Origin of the sequence: Enterococcus mediterraneensis (assembly GCF_900604485.1) — a bacterium.
GTDB lineage: Bacteria > Bacillota > Bacilli > Lactobacillales > Enterococcaceae > Enterococcus_C > Enterococcus_C mediterraneensis.
Window position 1 is genome coordinate 452,577 of sequence record NZ_UWOP01000001.1, and the last position, 14,272, is coordinate 466,848.

15 protein-coding genes are annotated in these 14,272 nt (G+C 42.2%); all 15 read right to left on the bottom strand.

What is annotated here, in order from left to right:
- Positions 1–14: 14 nt before the first annotated feature.
- Positions 15–1,034 carry an NAD(P)H-dependent glycerol-3-phosphate dehydrogenase gene (locus EFB00_RS02125; RefSeq protein ID WP_122645288.1) on the bottom strand — a complete coding sequence of 340 codons (1,020 nt, stop codon included), beginning with the start codon at positions 1,032–1,034 and terminating at the stop codon, positions 15–17.
- Positions 1,035–1,100: 66 nt separating this feature from the next.
- Positions 1,101–1,934 carry a prolipoprotein diacylglyceryl transferase gene (gene lgt, locus EFB00_RS02130; RefSeq protein WP_122645289.1) on the bottom strand — a complete coding sequence of 278 codons (834 nt, stop codon included), beginning with the start codon at positions 1,932–1,934 and terminating at the stop codon, positions 1,101–1,103.
- Between the two features lie 13 nt (positions 1,935–1,947).
- Positions 1,948–2,883, bottom strand: coding sequence for an HPr(Ser) kinase/phosphatase (gene hprK / locus EFB00_RS02135; RefSeq protein ID WP_122645290.1), 936 nt, complete (start codon positions 2,881–2,883; stop codon positions 1,948–1,950).
- A 168-nt stretch (positions 2,884–3,051) separates the two neighbouring features.
- Positions 3,052–3,411, bottom strand: a complete 360-nt coding sequence (locus tag EFB00_RS02140) for a phage holin family protein (protein ID WP_122645291.1) — start codon at positions 3,409–3,411, stop codon at positions 3,052–3,054.
- Positions 3,411–3,716: a PspC domain-containing protein gene (locus EFB00_RS02145; RefSeq protein WP_122645292.1), complete on the bottom strand. Its 306-nt coding sequence runs from the start codon at positions 3,714–3,716 to the stop codon at positions 3,411–3,413. The genes EFB00_RS02140 and EFB00_RS02145 overlap by 1 nt, the downstream gene beginning before the upstream one ends.
- A gap of 88 nt (positions 3,717–3,804) precedes the next feature.
- A complete protein-coding gene (liaX, locus tag EFB00_RS02150; protein WP_122645293.1) occupies positions 3,805–5,370 on the bottom strand; it encodes a daptomycin-sensing surface protein LiaX in 1,566 nt (521 codons plus the stop codon).
- A gap of 256 nt (positions 5,371–5,626) precedes the next feature.
- Entirely contained in the window at positions 5,627–6,304 is a 678-nt protein-coding gene (gene phoU, locus EFB00_RS02155) for a phosphate signaling complex protein PhoU (RefSeq protein ID WP_122645294.1), read from the bottom strand.
- Between the two features lie 14 nt (positions 6,305–6,318).
- On the bottom strand, positions 6,319–7,077 hold the full coding sequence (gene pstB / locus EFB00_RS02160) for a phosphate ABC transporter ATP-binding protein PstB (protein WP_122645295.1): 759 nt from the start codon (positions 7,075–7,077) through the stop codon (positions 6,319–6,321).
- A 35-nt stretch (positions 7,078–7,112) separates the two neighbouring features.
- Positions 7,113–7,919: a phosphate ABC transporter ATP-binding protein PstB gene (pstB, locus tag EFB00_RS02165; RefSeq protein ID WP_122645296.1), complete on the bottom strand. Its 807-nt coding sequence runs from the start codon at positions 7,917–7,919 to the stop codon at positions 7,113–7,115.
- A 13-nt stretch (positions 7,920–7,932) separates the two neighbouring features.
- A complete protein-coding gene (gene pstA, locus EFB00_RS02170; protein WP_122645297.1) occupies positions 7,933–8,817 on the bottom strand; it encodes a phosphate ABC transporter permease PstA in 885 nt (294 codons plus the stop codon).
- Complete coding sequence (pstC, locus tag EFB00_RS02175) at positions 8,817–9,737, bottom strand: phosphate ABC transporter permease subunit PstC (RefSeq protein ID WP_122645298.1); 921 nt, start codon at positions 9,735–9,737, stop codon at positions 8,817–8,819. Before pstC ends, pstA begins: the two co-directional genes overlap by 1 nt.
- Before the next feature lie 104 nt (positions 9,738–9,841).
- A complete protein-coding gene (locus EFB00_RS02180; protein ID WP_122645299.1) occupies positions 9,842–10,696 on the bottom strand; it encodes a phosphate ABC transporter substrate-binding protein PstS in 855 nt (284 codons plus the stop codon).
- Between the two features lie 365 nt (positions 10,697–11,061).
- A complete protein-coding gene (cls, locus tag EFB00_RS02185; protein ID WP_122645300.1) occupies positions 11,062–12,510 on the bottom strand; it encodes a cardiolipin synthase in 1,449 nt (482 codons plus the stop codon).
- Positions 12,511–12,670: 160 nt separating this feature from the next.
- Positions 12,671–13,555, bottom strand: coding sequence for a permease-like cell division protein FtsX (gene ftsX / locus EFB00_RS02190; RefSeq protein ID WP_122647020.1), 885 nt, complete (start codon positions 13,553–13,555; stop codon positions 12,671–12,673).
- Entirely contained in the window at positions 13,548–14,234 is a 687-nt protein-coding gene (gene ftsE / locus EFB00_RS02195) for a cell division ATP-binding protein FtsE (RefSeq protein ID WP_122645301.1), read from the bottom strand. Before ftsE ends, ftsX begins: the two co-directional genes overlap by 8 nt.
- Between the last annotated feature and the right edge of the window lie 38 nt (positions 14,235–14,272).

A 14,272-nucleotide genomic window follows, 5' to 3' on the forward strand; every position in this document is an offset into this window, starting at 1 on the left:
CGCTCCTCACCCTTTTATTTCAATGAAAATTCATTTTCAACTTTGCCGTCTCGCAACATGATGTTTTTAGCAGCTACGTTGATATCTTCATTCTCATATAAAACACGATAAATCGTTTCTGTGATAGGCATTTCTACATTCAGACGCTGCGCTAATTCCATTGCTGCTTTGGTAGTGGCTACACCTTCTACGATCATGCCCATATTTTCTAACACTTCATCTAAACTATGGCCTTTTCCTAAAAGATTACCGGCCCGCCAATTTCGTGAATGGACACTGGTACATGTAACGATCAGATCTCCCACGCCGCTCAAACCGATAAAGGTCAATGGATTGGCCCCCATCGCCACACCTAGACGGCTGATTTCAGCCAATCCTCGTGTCATGATGGCAGCTTTCGCATCATCGCCGAAACCTAGTCCATGGATCGCACCGGCACCGATCGCAATGATATTTTTCAATGCCGCACCAGTTTCAACGCCGATCACATCATCATTCGTATAGATTCGGAAATAATCATTCATGAACAACTGCTGAACATATTTTGCAGCTGATTCGTCTTCGCTGGCTGCTGTAATCGTCGTAATATCGTGGACCGCGACTTCTTCTGCGTGGCTAGGTCCGGATAAAACAACGACCGCTTGACGTTTGTCCGCTGGGATCTCTTCTATCAGGATCTCTGAGATTCGTTTATGAGTATCTTGTTCCAATCCTTTTGATGCATGGATGATCACCGGTTTATTTTTTACATATTTTGTAAATTCTTGCGCCACTGAACGGATCGCTTTTGTCGGTACAACAAAAAGAACAGCATCTGCGCCTTCGATCGCTTCGCGGATATCTTTAACAGCTGCGATATCATCGGGAAGTTTTATATCCGGCAAATAGTGACGGTTGGTATGATACGTATTAATCTCGTCGATCTGTGCAGGATTATTTCCCCAGATTTTAACTTCATGACCGTTTTCAGATAAGACTTGTGCTAAAGCTGTTCCCCAAGAACCAGGACCAAGCACAGCAATTTTTTGTTTCACAATGGAAACCTCCTTATAATTCAATAAAGCACCTCAATTTTATCATACAACATGACACTTGTCCTGTTATATTATGAATTGATCACTGCCTTGCGTGCGGTCGTAATAGGTCAGTTTCTGACTTTTCTTCCGCCGCCAGAACAGCACACCCCAAGCACCGATGAATAAAACAGCAGAGAGCAGTTGGGAAACTCGGATATTGCTGAACAGATATAAGCTGTCGGTACGCATCCCCTCAATGAAGAAACGACCAAAACTATACCAGATCAAATAGCCTAAAAAGACTTCGCCTTTTTTCAAGAAATTCTTTCTTTTACGCAAGAGGATCAACAAGATGAAACCGAGCAAGTTCCACATAGATTCATATAAAAACGTTGGTTGACGATAGATCCCGTCGATATACATATTTTCTATAATGAAATTAGGCAAATGGAGGCTTTCTAAGAAGCTTCTTGTCGTATCGCCGCCAAATGCTTCATGATTCATAAAATTGCCCCAGCGTCCGATCGCCTGCGCCAAAATAACACTTGGAGCAGCAATATCTAAGAACGTCCATACTGAGATGAATTTATATCGACAAAAGAAAAACAGCCAAATACCGCCGGCGATCAATCCGCCATAAATCGCCAGACCGCCGGAACGGATATTGAATATCTGGATCGGATCTTGTAAATAGGGTTCTAAATCAAATAAGATGTAATACAGCCGTGCGCCAACTAGCGCCAGCGGCAACCCAACCAGCATAAAATCCGTCACATCATCAGCCTTTAATCCGGCTCTGACCGCTTCACGGGAACTCAACCACATCGCTACTAAAATACCTGTAACGATGATCAGCGCATACCAATAGATCGAGATACCAAAAAGCTCAAAGGCTACTCGATTCACCATTCCTACCATTCAAATCGCTCCTTCATTCTATCGAGTTTTCTTCGATCAATTTGCTCAATCGATCTTCAAACGTTTTTGTTGCATCATATCCCATGACTTTTGCACGATAGTTCATCGCTGCCACCTCAATAATGATGGCCACGTTCCGTCCGGTTTTCACAGGGATACGGATCTGCGGGATATCTACTTCAGCGATTTGGATAGAATCGTCAGCTGAGCCAAGCCGATCGTATTTTTTCTCTTTCGACCATGCTTCTAGATAAACTGACAGCTGGACTTGCATCGATCCTCGCACAGCACTGGCACCAAATAAGTTCATGACATCAATGATCCCGATTCCGCGGATCTCGATCAAATGCTGCAGGATTTGCGGCGGTTCACCCACTAATGTCAATTCATCTTGTTGATAGACATCTACACGATCATCGGCGATCAGTCGGTGGCCGCGTTTGATCAATTCAAGAGCTGTTTCACTTTTACCGATTCCGCTGTCCCCTTGGATCAACACGCCTAACCCATACACGTCTACCAAAACGCCGTGTACGCTTGTGCGGGCAGCCAGGTCGCTGCTCAGATATGTCGACATTTCACCTAATAGACGCGAAGTAGAGATCGGTGAGCGTAAAACAGGGATATCGTTTTCTTTACAAGCTTGGATCATTTCTTGGGGTACTTCCAATCCCCGCGAAACGATAAATGCCGGTGTATCTTCACTGCACATTCTGCGCAAGACCATCAGCCGTTCTTCCGGCATCATCCGCTGTGCAAACGTGATCTCTTTACTACCAAAAAGCTGTAGCCGATCATGTGAATAATAATTAAAATAACCTGTCAGCTCTAGGCCGGGTCTTGAAATATCACTGGTTGTAATAGCCCGTTGCAAGCCAGCTTCAGTTCCGCTGACTACTTCCAGACTTAGTTTTTGGACCATCTGGTTGACTTTGACACTTTCTGCCATTGGTTTTCCTCTTTTCTAAATTATAGATTACTGTCTCATTTTATCATTGTAGAACAAAAGTTACTAGAAAACACCGTAAACTTGTTGGAAAGTTCCCAGAAATCCCTCAAAAAAATGACAACAAAAAAGAGAATGAGCCGCCATCGATGAAGATGGGACACATTCCCTTTATTGATTTTTTCTTAGATTATGATCTGTTACGATCAAGTTGACTAAAGACATGATGACCGCCACAAGTACCGCGGCCCCAAATCCGGAAAATCCGAAATTCGTCTGTCCGACGAACATCGAGGTCAGCTTCAGCATCGCCGCATTGATCACGAAGGTAAATAATCCCAACGTCAAAAATGTCAGCGGTAAAGATAGAAACGACAAAACAGGTTTCACAAAGCCATTTAAAATCGATAGGACAAAACTAGCGATGATCGCTGTCCAGATACTTTCGACATGGAACATGCCATTAGGAAGTAAAACAGCTAGTGAGATGAAAGTCAACGTGTTTACGATCAGACGTTGAAAATAGGTCACTAGAAATCACTCCAGTCGTCATCATCGATTTTTTCCGCTTCTTTTCTTGATTTTGTTCCTTTTTTATAATTGTTGCTTTGGTAGTATTGGTTGTTATGCCCGTAAGGACGGTTGCTTGGACGGCCAGAAGGGATGATCACTGCCAGCACGATATACAAGATGACCGGACTTGCTAACAAAACAAAACTTAAAAATACGTAGACCACACGAACGATCGTTGGGTCAATGCCTAAGTATTCTGCGATACCACCCAAAGTTCCTGTCAAAACAACATTATCTGTCGATTTTGTTAGTTTTTTTCTCATTTTCTTTCACCTCTATCCCTTCCATTTTACCTTATCTGAAGAGGATTTTCACCCCTTCAGATAAGTCATTTTGGTTATTGTCGATTTTTTATTTGTCAGTGTTTTTCAAGAAGATGCTGCCGGTTGTTGTTGAAACTTGGATTTGTGCCAATTCTTCATCTGTAATGCGGCGGAATTGCAGCATTTGGTTCATCCGATCTTTTTTCTCACGGACCACTTCATAATCTGTCATGCGGGAATTGATGCTGCCTAAGCTGGTTTTGGCTTCGCCTTCCATGCTTAATTCTACAGGTACAGCGATCTTCACATTCCCATTGACTGAACTGGCGTCGATACGTTTGACGTTGGTATCGTTCAATGTCAAGCGGATATCCCCATTGACTAGAGAAACACCCAACGTTTGCGGTGTAGTTGTCATAGTGACTGTACCATTCACTGTTTCAATGATAGAATCTAATACTTTTCCGTCGCGAACAGTGATTGATCCGTTGACACCGTCGATTTCTAACATGGTTGCTTGGATCATTTGGAAGTCGATGCTGCCGTTTGTTGACTTCGTATACACATCTTTTGCTTCCAATTCATTGACCAACACATCGCCGTTCAGCAGTTTGATAGAAACATGGTCGTACATTCTTCTTGGTAGATAGAATGTCAAATCAGCACGAACCCGTTTGTTAGGGACTTGGAAGGAGATATGATCATCATCAACAGTGATTTGACTGCGTTCGCTGAATGCATCAAATGGTGTTGCAGCGGTCATTTTTCCGTATAATTTGATCTTCGCGTCGACTTTGACACCTGGTTCATCCCAAGCTTTAAGTTGGATATCCCCATTGGCAACTTTCACGTCGATGATCGTTGCAGCTGTTTCGTCATACTCAAAGGTATGTTCGAATTTTGTTGCTGCCATTCCCGGAACTTTCAAACTGATGTCTTTCCATTCCACATTGTCATTGACTGTTTCGGAAACAGTTTGGAATGTTTTCTTCAATAGTCGACCAAGATGTGTCCCGGCTTCCACCATTTTTTCACTTGCTTGGTTCAGTGCATCACTTGCTTGTTCTTTCCAATCATCTGGCAAGTCGATCTTCGAATTGATTTTTTCTTTGGTTTTCTCTTTGGTTTGCGACCATTGATCTTTTTTGATGCTCTTCAACTGGGCTTCCAAGTTGATTCGTTCTTCAACCAATTCTTCCAGTGAAGCTTCAAGTTCTTTCAATTCTGCTTCGATTTCTTGACGTTCTTCAAGTTCTTCTTCATCTAAAGCGTCTAGTTCTTCTTTCGTATTCAGTTCCATCAAACGCATTTGTGCGTCTTTGATCTCTTTTTTGACGCCGTCGATCTCTACGTTGACTTCATCCAATTCAGCCGATGCTTGATTGGCTTTTGTAGCAAGACTGTCTAAGATTTCTTCCAATTGCTGTTTGTCTTCTGCTTGTTTTTGTTTTAATTCTGCTTCATGATCAGCAGGTTCATCATCTTGCAACAGGGTATCTAAATCATCATGCTTTTCGGCAGTTACTTTCTCATTGGCTTGTTGGATTTGTTCTTCGTCTTTTTTAGTTGCCATACTTTCTAGCAAATCTAAGGCTTCTTCCGTCGAAAGTACACCTTTTTTTACTAAATCCAATACACGTTCTCTTTCATTCATGGAAATTGCCTCCTCAAATTGTTTATCTGCAAGTTTTCCTTACACGTATATTATGCCTTCATTTCTACCAATTGTCATAGGACTAAAGTAGGAACTTTTTCTAATCCTCAAGCAGTGTCTCTTTCTCCTTCCATCATAAAACAGATTTCAAAGCAAGAGAAATACTTTGTTTAAGAAGATGCCTGATAACTTTGTAAAAAAAGCTTGCCAACTGAAATATGTTGGTCAAGCTTTGATTTTTATTTCTATTATATGCCTAAACTAATTCGTCCCGGTTAGTATTCAATTCTGTGATTTTACCGGTTGCCAAGTAAACGATCCATTCACAGATATTCGTGACATAATCTCCGATCCGCTCCAAATATTGAGCGACATACAAATAATCTGTCCCGCTGATGACTGTCTCAGGATTTTCCTTCATGCTGTCGATGGTCTTATAGTAGATCTTTGAATAATAATCATTGACCCGATTGTCCATGTTTGCAATGACCCGTGCATCTTGTTCATTTGTTTTAACATATGCGATCAGAACATTATCCACCATTTTTTTTACATAATCAGACATATCAGAGATCTCTTTTTCAATCTCGGCGATCCGAGTCTGACCTTTCACACGGATCGTGGATTTCGCGATAGATACCGCATGGTCTGCCATCCGTTCCAAATCCGAGCTGGCTTTCATTACCGTAATGATCATCCGCAAGTCAGTTGTGACCGGCTGCTGCAAAGCGATCATCTCGAAACTTTTTTTCTCAAGACGGGTTTCCATGTTGTTGATCTCTTCGTCATGATCGATCACTTCTTGCGCCAAATGTTTATCGTGTTTGATGTAAGCTTTTACGGATTTATGCACCGCATTGCTGACCATCATACCCATTTCATAAAACTGGTTGTGCAGGTTCAATAATTCTTCTTCAAACTGCGTACGCAACATGTAGGGGTTCCTCCTTATCCGAATCTTCCGGAAATGTAATCTTCGGTTTCTTGTTTATTTGGTTGTAAAAAGATTTTTTTCGTGTCGTCGAACTCAATCAAATTCCCATCTAAAAAGAAAGCTGTTTTGTCAGAGATCCGGGACGCTTGTGAAAGGTTGTGTGTCACAATGATCATTGTATAGTGTTCCTTCAACTCTAAAAGTGTGTTTTCGATTTTAGCAGAAGAAACAGGGTCTAACGCGCTGGTGGGTTCATCCAGCAAGATGATTTGAGGATTGACCGCCAATACACGGGCGATACAGACCCGCTGCTGCTGACCGCCGGATAATGACAACGCGCTGTTATGCAGTTTGTCTTTGACATCATCCCAGACAGAAGCTGCCTTCAAACTTTCTTCAACGATCTGATCAAGCTTTTGTTTGTCTTTTTCACCCTTTAATTTTAACCCATAAATGATGTTTTCGTAAATGGAGAAGGGAAACGGATTCGGTTGTTGGAATACCATCCCGATCTCTTTTCGCAATTCTACGGTATCTTGACGGGGACTATAGATGTCTTGTCCTTTATAAAGCACGCTTCCGGTAATCGTCACATCAGGGATCAGATCATTCATGCGGTTCAATGAACGCAGATAAGTGGATTTTCCGCAACCGGAAGGTCCGATCATTGCGGTTATTTCACCTTTATTGATCCCCATGGTGATGCCTTTGAGCGCTTCTTTTTTTCCATAGTATAAATGCAAATCTTTTGATGCAATGATTTCTTCTGACATATCTGCCTCCATCTTTCTTTTCCAGCAATAAAAAATCAGCCAAAATGACCAGAAACGTAATCTTCTGTCGCTTGGATTTTTGGACGTGTAAAGATTTTCGTCGTCTTATCGTATTCGATCGCTTTTCCAAGATAGAAGAACGCCGTATAATCGCTGATACGTGCAGCCTGCTGCATGTTGTGTGTCACGATGATAATCGTATAATGTTCTTTCAAATTGACCAGTGTTTCTTCAACCGTCCCGGTGGAGATCGGATCAAGAGCACTTGCAGGTTCATCCAGTAAAAGGATATCAGGTTTCATCGCAATCGCCCGTGCGATACACAGCCGTTGCTGCTGACCGCCAGAAAGCGCCAGCGCGCTTTTGTCGAGACTGTCTTTGACTTGATCCCACAACGCAGCTTGCTTCAAGCTGGTTTCTACGATCTCGTCTAATTTTTGTTTATTTTTTTCCCCATGCCGTTTCAAGGCAAAAGTGATATTTTCATAAATGGATTTACTGAAAGGATTCGGACGTTGAAATACCATGCCGATCCGCTTGCGCATTTCATATACATCGACATTGTCACGGTTGACGTCGACACCTTTATACATGATCTGACCAGTGGTTCTTGTATTGGCGATACCGTCATTCATCCGATTCAACGAACGCAGATAGGTGGACTTCCCACAGCCGGAAGGTCCGATCAATGCCGTGATCCGATTCTTTTCGAACTCCAAATCAACGCCTTTGATCGCTTCGTTCTGACCGTACCAAACGTGCAGATCTTTTGTATACAAATCAACTTCTTGCTGTTTATCCATTGTAATAATATGTCGATCATCTAAACTATATTTACTCATGTTTTGTATCTCCTTAAGCCGATGTCATTTTCTTGTAAAGGCGTTTGCCGATCGCTCGGGCGCCAAAGTTGAATAATAAGACCGCGATGATCAAAACAGCAGAAGCTCCCGCGGAAACTTGAACGCCATCTGGCATCGTTCCTTCTGTATTGATTTTCCAAATATGAACAGCTAATGTTTCGGCTTGACGAAAAATACTGATTGGACTTGAAACACTCAACGGATTCCAGTTAGAGAAATCCAGCGCCGGTGCACTTTGACCTGCCGTGTAGATCAATGCGGCCGCTTCACCAAAAATACGTCCTGAACTCAAGATGACCCCAGTCAGAATACCGGGAGTCGCTTCTGGTACAACGACACGGATCACGGTTTCCCAACGAGAAAGCCCTAATGCCAGACCAGCTTCACGTTGTGTGTAATGGATGGCTTGCAATGATTCTTCCACTGTTCGCGTCAATAACGGCAAGTTGAAGAAAGTCAGTGCCAACGCCCCGGAAATGATCGAAAATCCGTATTGGAATTGAATAACAAAAACTAAGAAACCGAAAAGCCCGACAACAACAGATGGCAGTGAGCTTAAAATCTCGATCGATGTACGGATAACTTCTGTCAGCCAATTTTTCTTCGCATACTCTGACAAGTAGATCCCAGCGCCCAATGAGATAGGGAAACTAATGATCATGGTCACCAACAGTAAGTACAAGGAGTTGAACAATTGGATACCGATACCGCCGCCTTCTTGATAAGCTCTAGAAGGCTGAGTCAGAAATTCCCAAGAAATGTGCGGTACACCACGCACTAAAATATAAAGAAGCAGTGCGGCCAGAATCAGAACAATGATTCCCGAAATAACATATAGCACGCCTGTAGCAATTTTATCTGAACGTTTGGCATTCATTATTTCAAGGCCCCTTTCTTCCCGATCATCCGAATGATGATGTTAAACAGCAATGACATCAATAACAGGATCAACGCCAATGACCATAGAACATTGTTTTCCACTGTGCCCATGATCGTATTCCCGATCCCCATCGTCAAAATAGAAGTTAATGTAGAAGCCGGTGTTACTAAACCAGTAGGCATCAAGGCGGCATTACCGATTACCATTTGGATTGCCAGCGCTTCTCCGAAAGCACGAGCCATCCCGAACACTACCGCAGTCAAGATCCCTGGGACAGCTGCCCGCAGAACCACTTTATAAATCGTTTGCCAACGTGTCGCACCCAATGCTAATGAAGCTTCGCGATAATAGCGAGGGACAGCTTTCAACGCATCAGCTGTCATTGTTGTAACGGTAGGCAAGATCATAATGAACAAGACGAAGGTACCGGCTAAGATACCGAAACCTGTTCCGCCAAAAACGGAACGCACAGCCGGAACGATCACAGAAAGACCGATAAAACCATAAACAACTGAAGGGATCCCTACCAGCAATTCAATAACCGGCTGTAAGATCTTTTGACCTTGTTTAGGAGAGATTTCTGTCATAAATACTGCAGCACCAATCGCAAAGGGTGTCGCAATGATCGCAGATAAAAAAGTCACGATAAAAGAACCAGCGATCATCGGCAGTGCGCCTACCATCGGCTTGCCGTTAGATCCGATTTGACTAGGATTCCATTCTGTCCCAAACAAGAAATCAAATAGATTGATTTTATCCGTGAAAAAAGTTGCTAGACCTCGGCTGGCAACAAAATAAAAGATAGAAAGTACCACTAATACGATCAGTGCGATACATAGGAAACTGATCAATTTTCCCCGCTGTTCCATCCGTGAACGTTTTGACTTTGTTAATAATGCTTTTTTTACATCTTCCAAGAGGGCTCCTCCTCAATTTGAGTGTTTCACTTTCATACATGTCAAGTTTACGCTGTTAACATCAATTTGCTTTTAACTTATTGTAAATTTTATGTAAAGAAAGATTACTCTACAATATTTCCTTGCCAGTCACGTTCGACTTTCATATCAGAAATAGGGATATAGCCTAATTCGCCCACTACATTTTTTTGTACATCATCAGATAACATATATTCCATGAATTCTTTTGTTAATTTTTCCGGTTTGCCTTTGGTGTACATGTGTTCATAGGCCCAGATTTTCCATGCGTTAGTCGTAACATTTTCATCGGTAGGCTCCACGTTATCCACCTTCAATGTTGCCACATCGTCTGTCACATAAGAAAATGCCACATAACTGATGGCTCCCGGTGTGTCAGCAACGATTTGACGTACCATCCCGCTGGAATCCTGTTCTTGCGCACGAATCGCCGTTTTTCCTTCAAGGACCCATGTTTCAAACGTACTGCGCGTACCACTGCCAGAAGCCCGGTTCAAAATGACGATCTGCTGATCTGCGCCGCCGACTTCTTTCCAATTAGTGATTTTTCCTAAAAAGATATCCCGCAACTGTTCCATGCTAAGATTATCAACACCGACTTTTTTATTGACGATTGGTGTGATACCTACTGCCGCAACTTTGTGATCTTGCAGTTTAGAAGCATCGATCCCGTCTTTTTCCTCCGCAAATACATCAGAATTCCCGATATCGACAGCCCCTGCTTGGACTTGGCTCAATCCGGTTCCGCTTCCGCCTCCTTGGACATTGATAAACTTCCCTGGGTATTTTGTTTGGAATTCTTCTGCCGCTGTCTCTACAAGAGGCTGCAATGCGGAAGAACCCACCGCTGTGATGGATTCGCCACGATCGATCCACTTCGCACAGCCGGAAAGTAATAAGATCATTCCCAATGCCGGGAGTAAAAATTTCAATTTTTTCATTTGATTGCTCCTTAGTTAATTGATTAAAACAAGTCTATTTTAACATTATATGCTGGAAATACGAAAGTACTATTTCTTTTCCAAGCTGTTCTTTCATTCATATTGTTGCTCAAAAAAATATAGAAAAAAAACTATTAACTATCATACAGCTATGCTATACTATTCGTGAAAAACGTCATTAAAAGAACATACTGGAGTTTGTTTCTTGCTTCCCCAAAACGAGAAATACTGTAAACTTGCAAGAATGTTTTATGACGTTTTCAGCATTTCACACGCATCTTCCCCATATGCAAGTGAAATGGAACAAGCTGAAACAAATAAAATTTGTTTCAGCTTGTTTTCATTTATTCTCCAAAAAGCACCCTTTATAATAACGGTGAAACCAGACGTCCCAACCCTTCTTTCATCTTGATGATGATTCCTCTTTGTTTGTAGCGTTCCTTTGTCAAAACCTGTGACCAGCGAGAATCTTCCATCAAGGCTTCTCTCACTTGTTTCGTAACTTCTTCATCATAAATAAGCGCATTGACTTCAAAATCTAATTGGAACGAACGAACATCGATATTTGCCGACCCTACCGAAACGATGCCGCTGTCGATGATCATGGTTTTCGCATGGATAAAGCCGTTTTCATAGGTTTCAATGATTGCGCCAAAATCGATCAGTTCCGCCGCGAATGAATAAGTCGCCCAGTAAACCAGAGGATGATCGGGTTTATTAGGGATCTGCATCCGCACTTTCACTCCCGAAAGCAATGCTACTTTCAACGCTTCATGGATCGATGAATCCGGGATGTAATAAGGTGTTTGAATCAAAATCTCTTCTTTTGCCATACTGATCATTTTCAGATACATGATTTTGATTTGTTCATATTTCGAATCCGGTCCGCTGGTAACGATCTGGACCGCTTTTTTGCCATGGTTTTCTATTTTAGGAAACAGCTCTTTCGCATATTGGACTTCTTGCGTATGCTGAGAGTTCCAATCCATCAAGAATCTGTTCTGCAATGAATACACAGCTGATCCCACGACCCGCAAATGGTTGTCCCGCCAATAGCCGAATTTTTTTACCAGTCCCAAATATTCGTTGCCGACATTAAATCCGCCAGTATAACCGATCGTGCCATCGATCACCACGATTTTTCGGTGATTGCGATAATTGATCCGAGGATTGAGATATGGCACAAATAATGGAAAGAAAAATGCCAGCTGTCCGCCATATTCTCTCAGCTCTTCAAAAAACTTCGCTGTCACTTGAGTCGAACCCCACGCATCTAACAAGATTCTGACTTTTACTCCTCGCTTGGCCGCATCTGTCAAAGCATCTCGTACCTCGCGCCCCAGTTCATCACTGCGATAGATATAATATTCAAAATGGATATGATGTTTCGCCTGTTTGATATCTTTGATCAGCTGATCGAATTTTTTACGACCATCAGTGAATAATTGAATACCATTATCGCTCGTGTACAAGGAACGTTCCGAAACAGTCAGCATATAGATCAATTGACGGGCATCGACACTGCCTGTCGTTTGTTCAGGAAAGATACCGCATTTGAAGTCACGACGCTGTTCTTCGATTTCTACATTCTTACCGATCTTTCCTTGCATCTTTAAATCGAAAATCTTGTCTTTGGAGATCCCTCTGCCAAAAAATATATATAAAATAAAACCTACCACAGGGATAAACATCAAGACCAGCAGCCATGCCCAAGTTTGTGCCGTTTGTTTACGTTCACGAAAAATGATGATGAATGAAAGCAGGATATTGGCAACCAATAAAACTGTCGACAAATTTTCAGTTATATACCGCACGTTTTTCCCCCTCTGCTTTTTCTTTTACTAATAAAGAATAACCAAGTTGAGAAGAGAAGTAAAGCAGTAGAGGCTTAACAAATCTCAAGAAAACCTTTCATTTCACAAGAAAACAAAAAAACATTCCCCCGTTTTGGAAGAATGTTTTTTGAATGCCAGATTAAAATTTCAAGAAACGGCGCATTGAGATCACTGAACCTAACGAACCAATGACAACACCAATGACTACCATCAGCAGACAGATCTGCCACGTGAAGGTTTCCGGCTGCAATAGGCTGTAGTTTGAACGCAATAGTGTCGGATTGACCACTCTGTAGACTTGTTGATATCCAAAGAACATCAGCAAGACAGGGATTACAGCACCTAACAGACCGATCCAGCCGCCTTCAAGGAAGAATGGCCAACGGATATAGCCGTTTTTCGCACCTACCAGACGCATGATCTGGATCTCTCTTTGTCTTGACAAAATAGTGATCCGAATCGTATTGGAGATCAAGAACATCGCTACAAACAATAGCAAGACCGCAGCAGCTAATCCCCAAGTTTTGATCCCATCTGCGATATCAAAGATCCTATCTGAGTTGGCGCCGCCATAATCGGCTTTGAAAACGCTCGGCAGTTCAGCAGCTTCTTTGGAGATTTGTTTAGTATAATTAGGATTTTCCGCGCTGACGACGAATACATCATAAAGCGGATTGCTGTCTCCTTCAAATAAACTCCAAGAATCTCCCATCGCGTCTTGGATCTTTTTCAATTCATCATCTTTGCTGGAAAATTTGACTTTATTGACGTGATCGATCCCTTTTAATTCTGTTTCCAATTTATCAATATCTTCTTTTTTTGTACCAATATCGATAAAGACAGACACGTCGACGTTTTTCTCGATGTCCTGTGCTAATTTTGTAGCGTTCATGATGACCGCCATAAAGATTCCTACTAATGTCAAGGTGATCGTTACGGCACTGACAGAAGCGACAGTCATCCAGCCGTTACGTTTTAAACTTTTGATACTTTCAAGCAAATGCCGAAAAAAAGTTCTAATCATCGTATCCATATTCCCCTTCCGCTTGGTCACGAATTATTCGACCATTTTCAATAGCGATCACGCGATGACGGATCGTGTTTACGATCGTGCTGTTATGTGTCGCCATGACAACCGTCGTTCCTTGGCCGTTGATCCGATCCAATAATTTCATGATTTCCCAAGAGTTTTCAGGGTCTAAGTTCCCGGTAGGCTCATCAGCGATCAATACTTTAGGTGTATTCACGATCGCGCGAGCAATGGAAACACGCTGTTGTTCCCCACCTGATAATTCGCTAGGAAAAACCCGTACTTTGTGTTTCAAACCGACAAGATCCAAAACTTCCATGACGCGCTTTTTGACATCACGGGGTTTGCGCCCGATAACTTGCATCGCATAGGCAACATTTTCATAAACTGTCTTTTTAGGAAGCAGTTTGTAGTCTTGGAAGACGATACCGATTTCCCGACGCAAGAGGGGAACGTCACGATTTTTTATTTTCAACAGGTCATGACCTGCAACATTCAATGTACCTTTTGTTGCTTTTTCTTCACGATACATCAGTTTGATAAATGTTGATTTACCTGCCCCAGAAGGACCTACAACATAGACAAACTCACCTTGATCGATATTGATCGTGATATTACGGATGGCTGTTGTACCGTTTGAGTACTTTTTCATTACATCCTTCATTTCAATCATGGTTATCTCTCCATCTTCTTTTATTCAGTACTGACGTA

Excerpts from the sequence above, each read along its gene's own strand:
- hprK (WP_122645290.1), bottom strand. The coding sequence starts at position 2,883 with ATGGCAGAAAGTGTCAAAGTCAACCAGATGGTCCAAAAACTAAGTCTG.
- phoU (WP_122645294.1), bottom strand. The coding sequence starts at position 6,304 with ATGTTGCGTACGCAGTTTGAAGAAGAATTATTGAACCTGCACAACCAG.
- EFB00_RS02145 (WP_122645292.1), bottom strand. The coding sequence starts at position 3,716 with ATGAGAAAAAAACTAACAAAATCGACAGATAATGTTGTTTTGACAGGA.
- pstB (WP_122645295.1), bottom strand. The coding sequence starts at position 7,077 with ATGTCAGAAGAAATCATTGCATCAAAAGATTTGCATTTATACTATGGA.
- ftsE (WP_122645301.1), bottom strand. The coding sequence starts at position 14,234 with ATGATTGAAATGAAGGATGTAATGAAAAAGTACTCAAACGGTACAACA.
- ftsX (WP_122647020.1), bottom strand. The coding sequence starts at position 13,555 with ATGATTAGAACTTTTTTTCGGCATTTGCTTGAAAGTATCAAAAGTTTA.
- pstB (WP_122645296.1), bottom strand. The coding sequence starts at position 7,919 with ATGAGTAAATATAGTTTAGATGATCGACATATTATTACAATGGATAAA.
- liaX (WP_122645293.1), bottom strand. The coding sequence starts at position 5,370 with ATGAATGAAAGAGAACGTGTATTGGATTTAGTAAAAAAAGGTGTACTT.
- lgt (WP_122645289.1), bottom strand. The coding sequence starts at position 1,934 with ATGGTAGGAATGGTGAATCGAGTAGCCTTTGAGCTTTTTGGTATCTCG.
- EFB00_RS02180 (WP_122645299.1), bottom strand. The coding sequence starts at position 10,696 with ATGAAAAAATTGAAATTTTTACTCCCGGCATTGGGAATGATCTTATTA.
- pstA (WP_122645297.1), bottom strand. The coding sequence starts at position 8,817 with ATGAATGCCAAACGTTCAGATAAAATTGCTACAGGCGTGCTATATGTT.